General features: G+C 64.8%; 12 protein-coding genes and 1 rRNA gene. 10 read left to right on the top strand and 3 right to left on the bottom strand.

Annotated features, from left to right (window positions below):
• The first annotated feature begins 3 nt into the window (after window positions 1-3).
• From rrf to ACQ5BL_RS11985, 4 genes are all read left to right on the top strand, one after another.
• Window positions 4-119 (top strand): 5S ribosomal RNA (gene rrf / locus ACQ5BL_RS12000).
• Between the two features lie 415 nt (window positions 120-534).
• Window positions 535-1,191, top strand: coding sequence for a paraquat-inducible protein A (locus ACQ5BL_RS11995; RefSeq protein ID WP_243809274.1), 657 nt, complete (start codon window positions 535-537; stop codon window positions 1,189-1,191).
• Window positions 1,178-1,798 carry a paraquat-inducible protein A gene (locus ACQ5BL_RS11990; RefSeq protein ID WP_207888371.1) on the top strand — a complete coding sequence of 207 codons (621 nt, stop codon included), beginning with the start codon at window positions 1,178-1,180 and terminating at the stop codon, window positions 1,796-1,798. Before ACQ5BL_RS11995 ends, ACQ5BL_RS11990 begins: the two co-directional genes overlap by 14 nt.
• A complete protein-coding gene (locus ACQ5BL_RS11985; protein ID WP_243809273.1) occupies window positions 1,791-4,091 on the top strand; it encodes a PqiB family protein in 2,301 nt (766 codons plus the stop codon). Before ACQ5BL_RS11990 ends, ACQ5BL_RS11985 begins: the two co-directional genes overlap by 8 nt.
• Window positions 4,092-4,319: 228 nt before the next feature.
• On the opposite strand, the gene mksF is transcribed toward ACQ5BL_RS11985, so the two are convergent.
• Genes mksF through mksB form a run of 3 tightly spaced genes read right to left on the bottom strand, consistent with a single transcriptional unit; the run spans window position 4,320 to window position 9,176 of the window.
• Window positions 4,320-7,154, bottom strand: coding sequence for an Mks condensin complex protein MksF (mksF, locus tag ACQ5BL_RS11980; RefSeq protein WP_243809272.1), 2,835 nt, complete (start codon window positions 7,152-7,154; stop codon window positions 4,320-4,322).
• The gene (gene mksE / locus ACQ5BL_RS11975) at window positions 7,151-7,909 is read right to left on the bottom strand and encodes an Mks condensin complex protein MksE (protein ID WP_192400948.1); all 759 of its coding nucleotides are present in this window, start codon (window positions 7,907-7,909) and stop codon (window positions 7,151-7,153) included. The genes mksF and mksE overlap by 4 nt, the downstream gene beginning before the upstream one ends.
• A complete protein-coding gene (gene mksB / locus ACQ5BL_RS11970) occupies window positions 7,899-9,176 on the bottom strand; it encodes an Mks condensin complex protein MksB (RefSeq protein WP_243809271.1) in 1,278 nt (425 codons plus the stop codon). Before mksB ends, mksE begins: the two co-directional genes overlap by 11 nt.
• 204 nt (window positions 9,177-9,380) lie before the next feature.
• Between mksB and ACQ5BL_RS11965 the strand changes: the two genes are divergently transcribed.
• From ACQ5BL_RS11965 to rimI, 6 genes are all read left to right on the top strand, one after another.
• Complete coding sequence (locus ACQ5BL_RS11965) at window positions 9,381-9,986, top strand: hypothetical protein (RefSeq protein ID WP_243809270.1); 606 nt, start codon at window positions 9,381-9,383, stop codon at window positions 9,984-9,986.
• Between the two features lie 240 nt (window positions 9,987-10,226).
• Complete coding sequence (locus tag ACQ5BL_RS11960) at window positions 10,227-11,309, top strand: hypothetical protein (protein ID WP_207888365.1); 1,083 nt, start codon at window positions 10,227-10,229, stop codon at window positions 11,307-11,309.
• 1 nt (window position 11,310) lies between these two features.
• Window positions 11,311-12,894, top strand: a complete 1,584-nt coding sequence (locus ACQ5BL_RS11955) for a hypothetical protein (protein WP_243809269.1) — start codon at window positions 11,311-11,313, stop codon at window positions 12,892-12,894.
• Window positions 12,895-12,909: 15 nt separating this feature from the next.
• Window positions 12,910-13,419, top strand: coding sequence for a DUF6160 family protein (locus ACQ5BL_RS11950; RefSeq protein ID WP_243809268.1), 510 nt, complete (start codon window positions 12,910-12,912; stop codon window positions 13,417-13,419).
• Window positions 13,420-13,515: 96 nt separating this feature from the next.
• Window positions 13,516-14,343, top strand: a complete 828-nt coding sequence (locus tag ACQ5BL_RS11945; protein ID WP_243809266.1) for an energy transducer TonB — start codon at window positions 13,516-13,518, stop codon at window positions 14,341-14,343.
• On the top strand, window positions 14,340-14,792 hold the full coding sequence (gene rimI / locus ACQ5BL_RS11940; RefSeq protein ID WP_207888361.1) for a ribosomal protein S18-alanine N-acetyltransferase: 453 nt from the start codon (window positions 14,340-14,342) through the stop codon (window positions 14,790-14,792). Before ACQ5BL_RS11945 ends, rimI begins: the two co-directional genes overlap by 4 nt.
• Window positions 14,793-15,305: the final 513 nt, after the last annotated feature.

Genomic DNA, 15,305 nt, shown 5'->3' with positions numbered 1-15,305 from the left:
TTGCTTGACGACCATAGAGCGTTGGAACCACCTGATCCCATCCCGAACTCAGCAGTGAAACGACGCATCGCCGATGGTAGTGTGGGGTTTCCCCATGTGAGAGTAGGTCATCGTCAAGCGCCTATCCTAAAGCCCCTGGTCAGCATCGCTGGCCGGGGGCTTTGCTTTTGCGCGCGGGAAAGTGGGCCGGATGACGCCCAGCCTGGGCGGTTGTGCAAGCTGATACGACGGCTTCGCGGATAAGGTCCGCTCCTGCGCGAGCAGCTCCGCACCCTCGCCGGAGCTCTCTGCAATGCTTCTTTGCGGCGGCTCTGTAGCCAACGAACTGGTGTGTCGATAGGATGGGCCTTGCACTGTTCTGGCAGATTGCCAGATTCGCGCGGGAGCCTTGCCAAATACCATCAGAAAGCGTGGATTGGCACTGGATCTCCTTGCCACACATGTGCAAATTCGCAATGACTCGATGCCTATGCTGCGCAACGTTGAGCGTTCGCTCTCGTCTACAATAGCGTCAACTTTTCCCTGAGTTCTTTCATGTCCGAAATCCAAGGTGATGCGCTACAGCACCTGCCGCTGGATCAACTGACCGCGTGCCATGAGTGCGATCTATTGATGCGGCGCGAGCCCGTGCCATTGGGGCAGAAGTCGGTTTGTCCGCGCTGCGGCTATGAGCTGGAGATACACCGTCCTCATATGGTGCGTCGTGGACTGGCCCTGGTGCTGACGGCGTTGCTGCTCTACATACCGGCCAACTTCATGCCGATCATGCACATCACCATCCTCGGGCAGACCAGTACCGATACGGTCTGGAGCGGGGTGCTGGGCCTTTATGGGTCGAGCATGAAAGGCGTCGCCATCGTGGTGTTCCTGTGCAGCATGATCATTCCGCTGGTCAAGCTGCTCTGCCAGTTGTTCGTCCTGCTGACGCTACGTTTCAAGAGGATGCGCGAGCAAGGCATGGTGCTGTTGCGTGGATACCAGCACCTGCGCGAATGGGGGATGCTCGAGGTCTACTTCATGGGCATCCTGGTGTCGATCGTGAAGCTGATCGGCATGGCCGAGCTGCATATCGGATTGGGGCTGGCCTGCTTCGTGGCCCTGTTGTTCACCCAGGTCTGGCTGGAGGTGACCATGTCCCACCACCAGGTCTGGAGCGAATTGTCCGGGGAGTTCGATGATGCGAGCCATTGATGCCGGTGTATTGATCTGCGGCGAGTGCCACCAGCTCAATCGGCGTGCCGAGGACGATGAAACCATTTGCAGCCGCTGTGGCTCGGTGGTGCACGAGCGCAAGCCAAACAGCCTGGCGCGGACCTGGGCGCTGCTGATCACCGCTGCCGTGCTCTATATACCTGCCAACCTGCTACCGATCATGACGGTCAACTTCCTGGGCAATGGCATGCCCGCGACCATCATGGAGGGGGTGATCGAGCTGATCAACGCGGATATGGTGCCGATCGCCGCCGTGGTCTTCGTCGCCAGTATCCTCGTGCCTACCTTCAAGCTGGTCGGCATCACCCTGCTGCTGTACTCGGTGCAGCGCCGCCAGCCCATGTCGGCCAAGCAGCGGATCTTGATGTACCGGTTCATCGAGTGGATAGGACGATGGTCGATGCTCGATATCTTCGTCATCGCGATCCTGGTGGCCCTGGTGAATTTCGGCAATCTGGCCACTATCGAGGCAGACCTCGGTGCGGCCGCCTTCGCCACTGTGGTCGTTCTGACCATGCTGGCAGCAGTGACCTTCGATCCCCGGTTGATCTGGGATAACACGGACGCGGAAAACGACAATGAGTGATCTTCCCACCCCGAAGATGCGCAAGACCTCCAACTGGTCGGCAATCTGGATCCTGCCGCTGATTGCCCTGGCGATCGGTGCCTGGCTGGCCTGGAGGGCCTATGACCAGGCGGGGATCATGATCAATATCCGTTTCGAGAGCGGTGACGGGATACAGATCAACAAGACCGAAGTGATCTTCAAGGGGATTGCCGTCGGCAAGGTCACCGATCTGCATGTCAACAAGCCGGACCTGGGCGTGACCGCGCTGGTCGAGATGCGCAAGGAAGCGGGGGAGTACCTGAGCAAGGACACCCGCTTCTGGCTGGTGAAGCCGCGAGTGTCGCTGGCCGGGGTGACCGGCCTGGAGACCCTGGTGTCGGGCAACTACATTGCCATCGACCCGGTGAAAGGCGATCAGCAGAAGGAGTTCACCGCCCTGAAGGAGCCGCCGCCGCTTTCCGACAGCCTGCCGGGTCTGCACCTGACGCTGAAGGCTGATCGACTGGGTTCGCTGGAACAGGGTAGCCCGATCTATTACCGGCAGATTCAGGTGGGCCAGGTGAAGAGCTATCACCTGGCGGAAGACCAGAAGACCATCGAGGTGAAGATTCACATCGAGCCGGCCTATGCCAATCTGGTGCGCAAACATTCGCGCTTCTGGAACGCCAGCGGCATCACCCTGTCCGGCGATCTGAGCGGTCTCAAGCTGCGCACCGAGTCGCTTGCCTCGATCGCCGCGGGGGGTATCGCTTTCGCCACGCCGGACAACTATCCGGACAGCCCGCCAACGGATTCGACCAAGCCGTTCCGCCTGTATGAGGACTACGACGCCGCCCAGGCCGGCCTCGGCGTCAAGCTGAAGGTCACCGATGTCAGCGGGCTCAGTGCCGGCAGTACGCCGGTGATGTACAACGGCGTGCAGGTCGGTACCGTGAAGAGCATCGACATGGACCAGGACTTCAACGGCGCCACTGCGCAGTTGTCCATGGACCCGCGCACCGAGGACTTCCTCAATAGCGGCACCGAGTTCTGGCTGGTCAAACCGAGTATTTCCCTGGCGGGTATTACCGGCCTGGAAGCGTTGGTAAAGGGCAACTACATCAGCGTGCGCTTCTCCAAGACCGGTGAACCGTCCCGTGAATTCACCATCCGTCCCAAGGCGCCGCCGCTGAACCTGGATTCGCCGGGCCTGCACCTGGTGCTGACGACCGACAAGCTGGGCTCGCTGGAGGTCGGCACGCCGATCCTTTATCGGCAGCTGAAGGTGGGCAGCGTGCAGAGCTACCAGTTGTCCCGTCGTGATCCGTCGCGGTTGGTCATTGGCGTCCACATCGAGCCGGAGTACGCCAAGCTGGTGAACACCTCGACGCGCTTCTGGAACGTCAGTGGCGTTACCGTCAGTGGCGGGCTCGACGGCATCAAACTCAAAAGCGAGTCGTTGCAGACCCTGATCGCCGGGGGCATCGCCTTCGATACGCCGGACGCGAAAGCGCCTCCGATAACCAAGGTGCGTCGCTTCGCGCTGTTCGACAGCGAGGAAGTGGCCCACGCCAAGGGCAAGATGATCGAACTGCGTGCCGACACCGCTGACGGCCTGAAGGAAGGCACCGTGCTGCGCTACAAGGGCCTGGAAGTCGGGCGTGTCGAGCAGGTCGAGCTGAGCAAGGACCTGAGCGGCGTGCAGCTGAAAGCGCGCCTGACCCGTGCGGAAGACAGCATCGCTCGCCAGGGCACCCGCTTCTGGGTGGTGGGGCCGGAAGTCGGACTCAACGGCGTTTCCAACCTGGGCACCATCGTCAGCGGCCAGTACATCGAAGTGCTGCCGGCCGACAAGCCGGGCCAGGCGCAAACCGCCTTCACCCTGCTGGCCGGCCAGCCGAACCGTCTGCTGGAAGGCGAAGGCCTGCGCCTGACCCTCAGCGCTCCCCGTCGCGGCTCGCTGAAGGTGGGTGTGCCGGTGACCTACCGCGAGGTGCAGGTGGGCAAGGTGACCTCCTTCGAACTGGGCGAGACCGCCGACCGGGTGCTGATCCACATCCTGATCGAGCCGCGCTACGCGCCGCTGGTGCACACCGGCAGTCGCTTCTGGAACACCAGTGGCGTTGGCGTGGATGCCGGCCTGTTCAAGGGAGTGAAGGTGCGTACCGAGTCGTTCGAGACCATCCTTGCCGGTGGCGTCGCCTTTGCGACCCCGAACAATGCGGAGATGGGCCCGCCGGCCAAGCCGGGGCAGACCTTCGCCCTGTTCGACGAGTCCAACGAAGAGTGGCTGGACTGGGCGCCGAAGATCCCGCTGAGCAAGGCGAACTGAGTTTTCGCCGAACTGGAAAAGGGCCGCGATTGCGGCCCTTTTTCATTCCGGTATCCGTCGCGGGTTGAGGAGCTTTTCGTAGGAGCGAGCTTGCTCGCGAACGGATTCTTGCTGGACTTCGGCGTTATGCGGTTCGCGAGCAAGCTCGCTCCTACAAGAGCAGGTCCGCGCGGAGCCGGGAAAACAAAAGCCCCGCATTGCGGGGCTTTTGCTTTAACGCGGGGAAGGTCACGCCGGCTCGGCGCTGGCCTCCACGTCGTTATGGGCGGCTTTCTCGGTATCCCGGCGACGGATGTACTTCCAGTCCGCCTCGTCGATGTAGATGCCGTTGGGGCCGCTGCCGCCTTCCAGGTCGATGGCCACCTGGGCCGAGACCTGTGGCTTCACGCTCGCCAGGATGGGCACGAAGCCCAGCTGCAGGCTGGTTTCCAGCAGCGCCGACTGGTTGCGTTCGTCGATGTCCGCCGCCTCGTCGAGGTAGTAGGGCAGGCGCACGCGGCCGGCCTGCTCGCGGTCCATCAGGTGCAGCAACAAGTACATGTTGGTCAGCGCCTTGATGGTCATGGTGGTGCCGTTGGATGCCGCGCCGTCGATGTCGGTGTGCATGATCGGCTGGCCACCCAGCTTGGTGATTTCGAACGCCAGCTCGAACAGGTCCTTCAGGCCCAGTTGGTTGTTGTTCGCCGCCACCAGGCGCGACAGGTAGTCCTTGGCTTCCTCGTTCTTCGCATCCTGCTCGGCGCTCTGGGTCAGGTCGAAGACCGAGAGGTTCTCGCCTTCTTCGTACTGGCCGGCGCTGTGGATGATCTGGTCGATGTGCTTGAGCGCGTCCTTGTTCGGTGCCAGCACGATGCGGAAGCTCTGCAGGTTCGACACCTGGCGCTTGTTGATCTCGCGGTTGAACAGCGCCAGCTGGTGTTCCAGGTTGTCGTAGTCGCTGCGGATGTTGCGCAGGGTGCGGGCGATGTCGGTGACCGCCGCGCGGCGCGCCTTGGCCAGCGTGAGGGCTTCGTCGGTGCGGTGCGCGTAGGCGTTGATCAGCAGTTGCAGGCGGCGCTCCGGATCGTCCTCGCTGTCGAACTTGGCCACGCCTTTCAGGCGCACCTGGGCATACAGCGCCTCGATCTGGCCGTCCACCCGCTGCAGCGATTGCCAGGTGTCCTGGTAGTCGTTGAGCAGCGGCAGCAGGTTGTCCATGGAGTCGTCGACCGGATCCATGAACGGGATGCCGAAGGGCAGGTTGGCCGGCAGCAGCTGGCGGCGGCGCAGGGCGTCGTCAAGGGTGCGTTGCTTGGCTTCCAGGTCGGCGAGCTGGCGGCCGATCAGCTGCAGCTTGGCGGACAGCTGCTGGACGCGTTCGGTGAAGGCGTCGGCGGAGCGCTTGAGTTCATCCTGGGTCGCTTCCAGTTGGGCGAGCTGTTCCAGCTTGGCCGGCTCCTCGGCGTTCAGGGTCTGGCTGCGGCGGAAGTCTTCCAGCGCCTTCTGCGCGTCGAGCACGTCCTGATAAAGCTTGTCCGCCTGCGCCTTGCTGGCGTTGCGGTCGGCGGCCACGGCCTGCTGGGTCTTGAGCTGCTTGAGCTCCTTCTCCAGGCGTTCCTTCTGGTCGCGTAGGGCGGCGCGGTCGGCCAGGGCCTGCAGGGCCGGCGGCTCGATGTGCGAGAGGTCGATGGTTAGACCCGGCACTTCGAAGCGTTCGCCCTTGAAGGCATCAAGGATCTTCTCGACGCTGCCGACCCACAGGCCGTTCTCGTCGAGGTCCACGCCTTTCTCGCCCAGCGGCAGGCTGAACAGCGCGCCGTTGAACAGGCGCATCAGGCGTTCCACGTCCTGCTGGGAGAATTCCTCGCGCAGGCGGGCGTAGCTGTTGTTGTCGGCATGTTCGAGCTGCTGGCGAACGCCTTTCAGGCGCTTCTCCAGGTCGCGCATGCGTTCTTCCAGGTCTTCGCTGGAGAACTGCCGGGAATGCGCCAGGGCACCGGCCAGTTCGTCGTGGGCGTCCTTGGCGGCGAGCAGCTGCTGCTCCAGCACCTTGGCGTCCTCGACCAGCGCGAAGCGGTTCTTCAGCACGGCCAGTTCGCCCATCCAGCGCTGGATCTCGCTGATTTCGCGCTCCAGGCGCATCAGCTCGGCGGTACTGCCGCGCTGTTCGTTCTGCAGGCCGTCCTGCTCGCGGCGGTAGTGCTCGGCCTGGATTACCAGCTCTTCCTTGCGCGCGCCGGAATAGTCTTCCCAGGTGCCCAGCAGGTTATCCAGCAGGGGCGAGAGGCGGTGCATCTTGCCGCGCAGGATTTCGCGCTGCTGTACGCCGTTGGCCAGGGCCTCGACCAGCGGACCGGCGGCGACCAGGGCCTGGTAATCGCCCTCCATGCGACGCACGTCGCGGAAGGCTTCCTCGCAGGCGGCGATGTAGTCGACGCTGCCCGAGCGCAGGCTGTGCTCGAAGGCATCGAGGAACAGCTGCTTGAGCTTGGCGGCGGTGATCTCGCGCATGTGCAGCAGGTTGATGAACAGCGAGCGGAAGGTCTTCAGGCTCTGTTCGCTGGTGGAGCGCAGCGGGATCAGGGTCAGGTCCAGCGGGATCGAGGTGTGGCCGCCGACCAGCAGGCGACGCAGCTCGTCGGGCTTGAGTTCATAGGACTTGATGCCCTCGCGCTCCAGGTTCGCGTACAGCTCGCGCAGGCGCAGGCAGGTGCCGTTCTTCTGGTAGTGCTCAAGGTCCAGCTCGCCCTGGTAGGCGAAGAACTGGTGGCCGAAGCCGCCGCCCGGACCGCGGCCGCCGACGCCGATCACATGGCGGCCGTGGGGCAGGTCGAGTTCGATGAGGATGTAGCTGGTGTCGGTGGCGAAGTAGAACTTGCGCGAGGCTTCCAGGCTGTACTTGCCGAAGCTCATGTCCGACATGCGCGCGAGGATCGGGAACTGCAGCGCGTTGATCGACGCCGACTTGCCGAGGTTGTTCGCGCCGTACACCGACAGCGGCTGTTCCAGCGGGAAGATGCCGAGGCTGTAGCCGGCGGTGTTGAGCAGGGCGAAGCGGCGGATGCCGTAGCGTTCCTGGGTCATGCCTGGGCCTCCATGTCGGCTTGTTCTTCGGCGATGGCGCGGGCGAGGGCGTCTTCTTCGCTCTCTTCTTCAGCGATGACTGCCGGCTCGTCGATCACGACGATGGCGTCGGCGGGATCTTCGGTAGGCTCGTTGGAATACGACTCCAGGATCACCACCGGCTCGTCGTCCTCGTCCATCAGCACCGGCGCTGTGAATTGCATGTCGCTGCTGTGCAGGTTGGCGGCCAGGTCGCGGTCCTGCTGGACCGACAGGCAGACGTCGAGGAAGCGGTGGATCGGCGGCAGGAAGCGGTACACGCCGTTGTCCTCGGCGGCGAAGCCGAGCTGGGTGAGGCGGCGCATGACCTTCTCTTCCAGTTCTTCCTGGGTGGTCACCTCGGCCTGCAGGAACAGGTCGCGGTACTTCTCCAGCAGCGGCGGCAGCTCGTCGCGGCCGATGCTGCCGCCATCGAGGACGGCCAGCGGGTCGCGGCCCTGGTCGGCGAGGTGTTCGACCAGGATGAAGGTGAACAGCGCCAGGCGCTGGGCGGTCTTGTTCACCTGGGCGCCGATCTGCTCGGGCACGAAGTAGTAGAAGCCGCGGGTATCGCAGACCAGCTCGTAGCCCAGGCTGCGGAACAGCGCGCGGTAGGCGTCCTGCTGGTTGGACAGCTGGCTGTACAGCTCCGGGTCGCGGCGGCTGATGTGGAAGCCCTTGAACAGCTCGCGGAAGATCGGCGCGAGCTGGGTCATTTCGGTGAGATTAATCTGCATGCTGTTCGCTCTTGGTGTCCTTGCCAGCGGTCGGGCCGGCGATCAGGGCGAAGGAGCACAGGCTGACGCTGTGCTGGAGAGTGTCGTATTGGCGGCGCTCGAGGCGGTCGCGCTGGAAGCGGGCATCGCGCGACAGACGCGAGAACCAGTAGAGCAGCTCGTCGGTGGCGCCTTCGGGCTCCTGCTCCAGCAGCCACTGCATCAGGTCCGGCAGCGGCAGCGCGGCCTGGCAGCGGTCGAGCATTTCCCGGGCGGTACGCGGCGAGCGCTGCGGGCCGTCGCTCTTGCGATTGCCGCTGGCCTTGGGGAAGTGCGCCGGCTTGGGCTGGAAGTTGGCCAGCGCGAAGACATAGCTTTCGACCTGGGACGCGGTGCCAAGGAAGTTGCTCTGCGGCCGGGTGAACATCGGCATGGCGGCCTGGGGCACGGCGTCGATGCCCTTGCGGCGGATGACCGACAGCGCGAGAGCGGCGCCACGGGTGATCGCGTTGTGCCGGCGCGCTTCCTCGCGCAGCGGCAGCAGCAGTTCGCGGGCGCGGCGCAGGGTGAGCTGGGCGGTGGTCTGCATTTCCAGGATGCGCGCATGGGTGCGCAGCAGCTGGTCGTCGTCCACCAGTTGGCCGAGACGCGCCTGTTCGCCGAGCAGGCGCAGCAGCACCTGTTCCACGCGGCGCACGCCCTGTTCGAAGGCGCCGTCGGCGGAGACCAGCTGGATCATCGGCTCGACGTATTCGTCCCAGGTCGCCAGGACTTCCGCGTAGCGCTGGCGCAGCGGAATCTGCCGGTCCTGGGTCTTGGCCCGTTCGGCCACGGCGACCAGCGCCTGTTCGTCGTTGGCCAGCTTCTTCAGCACGTCGCGCACGCGCATGTCGAGCAGGCGCAACTGGCGGGCCAGGTCGTTGCCGTCGCGCACCTCGAAGGCATCGCGGATGTAGCCGGCGAGGCGTTCCAGGTGGCGCAGATAGGCTTCGATCTCCAGGCACAGGCCCAGGCGGTGTTCCTGGCGCAGGTAAGCGAGGAAGTCGTGGATCTGCGCGTTCAGCTCGAAACGGTTGGGGCTCTTGGCCACCGGGACGAGGATGTCCAGGCGCACCCACTGGTCGAGCAGGGCGGTGATGTCCACCGGGGTGCTGTCGGGCAACTGGCTGGTGAGCTGGTTGCGCAGCTCCACCAGGCTCAGGGTGCCGGCGTCGAAGCGCTCGCACAGCGGTTCGAGCAGCACCCAGTGTTCGGCGAGGGCGCGGAGTACGCGTCGTGGGTCGATCATCGGCTGAGTCGGGCCTGAAATGAACAAAGGGAGCGATTGTACTGCAAAGGTCCCCCACTGACCGACAGAGTGACGAAACGCGTCAGATTGCGACGGAGTCTCTCGGTCCCGGCGTGAAATGGATCACGGAATTTAGCCGCTAAATAGCTGAATTTTCTGGCATGTTTTCTGCCAGAGTCAGTCGACCACGACTGATTTTCCGCCATGACCTACGACGCCGCACTCGCCAAAGCCCGGTGGGCCGAACTGGAGCGCCAGAACGACCTCGACTGGGACCTGGACGCCATCACCGACCGCAACGAAGCCATCGCCTTCCTGCAGCGCTTCGAGAACCGCCTGTGCATCTATTCGTCCTATGTCGAGAAGCTCTACAGCAACTACAGCTTCGTGATCCCGGAGCACCAGGGCGGCGGCATCACCATCCTCCCGGATGAACAGGCCTGGTTCGACACCTTCCACGACATCCCCGCCGACGCGGTGGAGCCCACCGGCATCCACATCCTGCCGGGCGAGACCATGGGCTACAGCGGCCTGTACCTGAAAATTCCCGGCGAGCACCGCCTGGTGGCCTCCCGAGAGCTGCCGTTCCAGGACGGGCTGAAGGTGCTGATCAACCGCTACCGGATGCGCGAGGACAGCTTCCTGCCGGTGCTGGTCAAGGGCGACCTGCGCGAGTACGAGGCGCGCATGCCCTCGCTGCACCTGCACCGCCTGAACATCGCCAAGCTCCAGTCCCACTCGCGCCTGAACCTGGACTCCATCAAGGGCGCCATTGCCGAGCACCTGATCGGGCTGTTCCGCCAGCGCTGATCCGGTGCCTGTAACGCGGGTGTGACGATGGGTAACAACTCCTGCCTGCTCCTCGCCTTTCGACCCTGCGCATTTCACCTTTGAGGGGCGTTTTTCTCGACTATGGGTCGGGCCGCCCTGGCGACCAAATTCCTATAGTGGCATCACGGGGTCGAGCCTCCGGTCGCTGCTACGGACCGGCGTTGCGCCGGTTGCGCGCCCCCTTCCCATAACAACAGCTCCCCATGAGAGGAGAGAGCCATGCGTCAGTCCTCCGGTCCGCTCATGCGTGCCCTTGCCTTGCTCTGCGGGGGCCTGCTGGCCTGTTCCGCCCAGGCCCGCATGCAATCACTGGATGACGACGAGCTGTCGACGATCTCGGGGCAGGGCGCGATGCTCACCGTCGATGCCTCCACCTACCAGAACTACCAGTACACCCGGCTCAACTTCGGCGCCGACATCAGCCTGCTGACCAACATCGACCAGCTCAGCCTGGGCAACTACACCCGCACCGGCGCCAACACCGTGTCCAACCAGCCGGCCGACATCCTGATCAACAACTTCGCCCTCGGCCGGGTGGACAATGCCAACTCGCCCGACGCCAAGGTGGTGCCGTTCCAGATCCAGGACCCCTACGTCGAATTCGCCTTCCAGACCAACAACGGCGTGCGCCAACTGGTGGGGGCGCGGGTCGGCTTCGGCAAGGCGCAGGGCGACCTGTCCGGCGACATCCTGTCGATCACCGGCAACCTGCAGGGCAAGATCTACGGCCCGGCCTCCATCGCCTACGACTACTACACCCGCAACGGCTGCCCGAACCTGATCAACTGCCTGGCGCTGTCGATTGCCGGCGATACGCCGGTGTACGCCGACGTGGTGCTGCTCAAGGCCGGCACCGGCGAGGCCACCATCAACGGCCAGCCGATCAACCGCGCCACGCAGATCGGCATCGCCAAGGGCGACTCGCTGCATTCGGACGAGGGCGGCCTGGTTGCCGCGCTGATCCCCACCCTGTCGACCACCAACAATTGCCAGGCGCTGGGCCTGACCACCTGCTTCGACCTGACCAACTACAAGACCATCTACATCGGCAAGCCGGGCTCCACCGACATCAATACCGGCGCCCAGGGCATCTTCTTCTCCCTGCAGAACCAGAACGTGCCCTGGCAGGACCTGGCCAACGCCGGCAAGTTCGTGAATACCCAGTCCGGCGCCTTCGCCAACTTCCCCAAGGTCGGCAGTGGCGCGGATACGGTCTACCCGATCCTGATCAACCTCTACGACGCCCTGCGCGGCCTGCCTCGCCAGTCGACCTGCATGGGCTCCCAGGCGGCGGGGTGCTGACATGAGCGCACGCGGCACACTCATCGCCTGTCTGCTCGGCTGGCTGCTCTGCCTGCCGGCCCAGGCCATGAAAGCCCTGGACGACGATCAACTGGGCGAGGTCAGCGGTTCGGGGCTGGGCTTCTTCATCGACGGCTTCAGCTACGACCAGGCCAGCGCCTCGGCGAAGATCACCGGGGTGAAGAACAGCGCCAACCAGGACGTCCAGGTGGACATCACCGGCGCCTACATCAAGGGCGCCGGCAGCCAGCGTGGCACGCTCGACACCAAGGCCTACATGGGCACGCCCATGCACCCGTTCACCTATGGCCCGATCAAGTACAAGGCCGGCGCCAACATCCCGGTCGGGCAGCAGGCGCTGCAACTGAGGACGCCGACCTGGACCGACCCGATCAACGACACCCACAAGTTCGGCCTCTGGTCCTACTACCAGGGCTGCCTGTACGGCGATGCCGGCTGTACCGACCCCACCCGGGCGACGAGCAAGATCAACAGCGAACTCAGCGCCCTGACCACCCAGCGCAACACCCTGCTGACCACCTATTCCAACGACATGGTCACGCTGAAGTCGGGGATCGACGCCGACATGGTCGTGGTCAATCAGCGCGAGGCCCAGGTGGATGCCGCGCAGGTCGTGGTGAACAACAACTACAAGACCATGCAGAACAAATACGCGGTGGCGCCCGCGCGGGTCTGCGACAACGTGCTGGGCATCGCCTGCACCAGCAAGCCGGATTTCGGCACCAAGTACGACTGCTCCCTGATCGCCGGCTGCAGCACCAACACTGGAGTGAAGGCCTACAACGACTCGGTGGACGGCTACAACACCAGCACCTCCAACCTGACCACCGCGCAGCAGAACCTCAGCGCTTCGTGGAACGTCACCCGCAATGGCGTCACCCTCAGCCAGCGCGCCAGCGACTACGACAAGTTCGTCCAGCTCTGCGGCGCGCAAAGCAGCGGCGCCACGACCTGCGTGGGCGGCACCATCACCCGCACGGGGAACAACGTCGCCACCGTGAAGCTGGTGGCCGACGCCATGCCCGGTGCCGCCGGTACCCGCATCCAGGGCCTGGACATCGGCATCAAGACCCGCTTCACCCTGCCCAGCGTCGCCTACAACAGCGACGGCAGCCGTGGCGCCACCACCCAGCGCCAGGACTACTTCTCTATCGCCCTGGAGAACTTCACCCTGAACGGCTCCTACCTCAACCTGTGGGGCGACTCGGCGGGACTGAAGGCCTCCATGAGCCTGCAGATGTACGCCGACAAGCTGATCATCAGCGGCTGCGAAGTCTGCTCCGACAGCGACCGGGTGGTGGCCAAGAACGTCTACTTCGACCTCAACCTGGGCGACGCCAACTACCAGCCGGCGACCCTCACCGTCGCCAGCAACGGCGACCTGATCCTCAACGCGCCGGGCGTCACCTGGGCCAACCACGACGCCTTCTACCAGAACGTGCAGAAGAGCAATATCAGCATCGGCAACCTGAACATCGGCGGTACCGATATCGGCTCCCAGGCCGTGCGCGGCATGCGCATCGACTACCTGAACGTCCGCACCGTCAACCTGCCGCGTCAATAGAAGAGGAGCATCGCCGTGAACCGCCTGCCACGCCGATTCCTGAGTGCCCTGCTGCTGCTCGCCACCGCTGGCGCCCAGGCGGAGCTGCGCAACCTCGACGACAGCGAGATGTCCGACGTCAGCGGCCAGGACGGCGTCAGCCTGAGCGTCAACTTCAATGTCGCTCCGGTGGCCGGCAGCACCCGCTGCCCCAACGGCTGCGGCGCGCGCCTGGCGATCCAGCCGCTCAACAGCACCGGCTTCATCGTGCTCGACAACATCAAGGGCACTTTCAGCTTCGATGGCATGAGCCTGGACATGGTGACCATCAACAGCGGCTTCAACGGCGACGGCGCGCTGTTCAACCGCCAGGCCATGAAGATCGGCCTGACCAACGCCAGCGCCACCAACCTGCAATTCACCCTCGGCGGCGCCAACCAGGGCAAGGTCGCCGCCAGCGGCCTGCAGCAGACCAACCTGCTCACCTATCAGGCCACCGGGGCGATCAAGCTGACCGGGAACGTATACGTGTTCGGCACGCCCTGACCGTCGACCGGCCTTTCCCCCCGGCGCGTTTCACGCGACAATCCCGCCTCGATGTGCCGGCCTGCCCGTGCAGGCTCACTTACAGGTAACCGCCCCTTGATCGAAGAAGCCCGCCGCCGCGCCTACCTCGGCGCCATGCAGGTCGCCAGCTGGCTGCCGCGCGTGGCGTTGCCGTTCGCCGCACCGTCGCGCCCGGAACTGCTGGAAACGCCCGCGCCCATCGTCGTCGAGAAAACGCCGCCGGCGCCTGTCGCCGACGTCGCGCGCGAAGCCGCCCCGGTTGCAGCTCCGGCGGCCGTGCCTGCGGGCGAACCCGGATCGATTGCCGCGCGCCTGCTGCCCAAGGCGGGTGCGCCGGCCAAACCGGCGGCCCCGGTGAAAGCCGAGGAGCAGGCCGAGGCGGAAGCCGAAGCCGTCGTCCGCGCCCCGGTCGCGCCGCCGCCGCGCTTCGCCCTGCAACTGCTGCGTGCCGGCGACTGTGCCCTGCTGGTGGAACTGCCCACCGGCGAGCCCCTGGCCAGCCGCGACCCGGCCTACCTGCTGCTGAAAGACCTGCTGCGCGCCGCGGGCCTGCCGGAAAGCCCGCAACTCCTGGGTGAGCCGGTGCGCTGGCCGCTGCTTGCCGGCGGCAACATGGACCAGGGCCCGCAGGCCGCCCGCGAGTTCGTCCAGGGCTTCGTCGCTGCCCGTCTGGAAGGCGGCGCGCCCTGTCGCCTGTTGTGGCTGGTCGGCATGCCGGCCGTGCGCTACGCCGGCGAGGCGGATGAAGAATCCCTGCTGCGCGAGCTGCAGGTCGAAGGCCTGGGCGTCGCCTGGGCCGTGCCGGGCCTCGAGCGCCTGGCCGAAGAACCTACCTTGAAAGCCGACCTCTGGCGCGCCATGCGCCGCGTTCGGCAACGCTGGACGAGTCAGACCACCGCATGAGCGATGCCGTTTCCTTCCGCCCGATGACCGAGGCGGACCTCGATGCCGTACTCAAGATCGAATACGCCGCCTTCAGCCACCCCTGGACGCGCGGCATCTTCGCTGATGGCCTGAAGAGCTACGAATGCTGGGTGATGTTCGAAGGCACCCAGCAGGTCGGCCACGGCGTGATCCAGATGATCCTCGACGAAGCGCACCTGCTCAACATCACCGTCAAGCCGGAAAGCCAGGGCCGCGGCCTGGGCCTGACCCTGCTGGAACACCTGATGAAGCGCGCCCGCGAACGGGGCGGGGTGGAATGCTTCCTCGAAGTGCGCGAATCCAACCAGCCGGCCTACCGCCTCTACGAGCGCTACGGCTTCAACGAAGTCGGCCGCCGTCGCGGCTACTACCCGGCGGTGGGCGGGCGCGAAGACGCGCTGGTGATGGCCTGCACGCTGGTCGACTGAGCCGGACCATCCCGTAGGGCGTACAACCGTTCGCGGTTGTACGCCGTTACACCGCGCGAACCCTCGGAGCCCTGGCCAGGTTCGAAGTGCATTGCGACCCAGGTCAAACGGCGCATAACGTCGAACGTTATGCGCCCTACGTCCCTGGCAGGTCCGTAGGAGCGGACCTTGTCCGCGAAATCCTGAACCTGCGTACCGATGCCGGAAAGCATCGCGGAGAAGCTCCGCTCCTACGAGAGCTGTTCCTGCCCGCGGCGAGATACACCCCGTAGGAGCGGGCCATGCCCGCGATCGCGCGCATGGCGCGCTCCTACAGGTCAGCTCCTGCGTAGGAGCAACTGTCTTTTGGGCTCCCGCATTCGCGGGAGTGACGGGGGTAATTCACGTTCCTCTGCGTCATCCCCGCGAACGCGGGGCCCCAGAAAACAACGTAGGAGCGGACTCCGTCCGCGATATCCGCATCCCCCACTTCGACTCCCCCCACAAAAACCAGGAAATTTCCCGCCGACCGGG

The organism is Pseudomonas sp. B1-22 (assembly GCF_050474425.1).
Classification (GTDB): Bacteria; Pseudomonadota; Gammaproteobacteria; order Pseudomonadales; family Pseudomonadaceae; genus Pseudomonas.
Note: the sequence above shows the minus strand (reverse complement) of the source record. Positions and strands in the feature narration are given on the sequence as shown.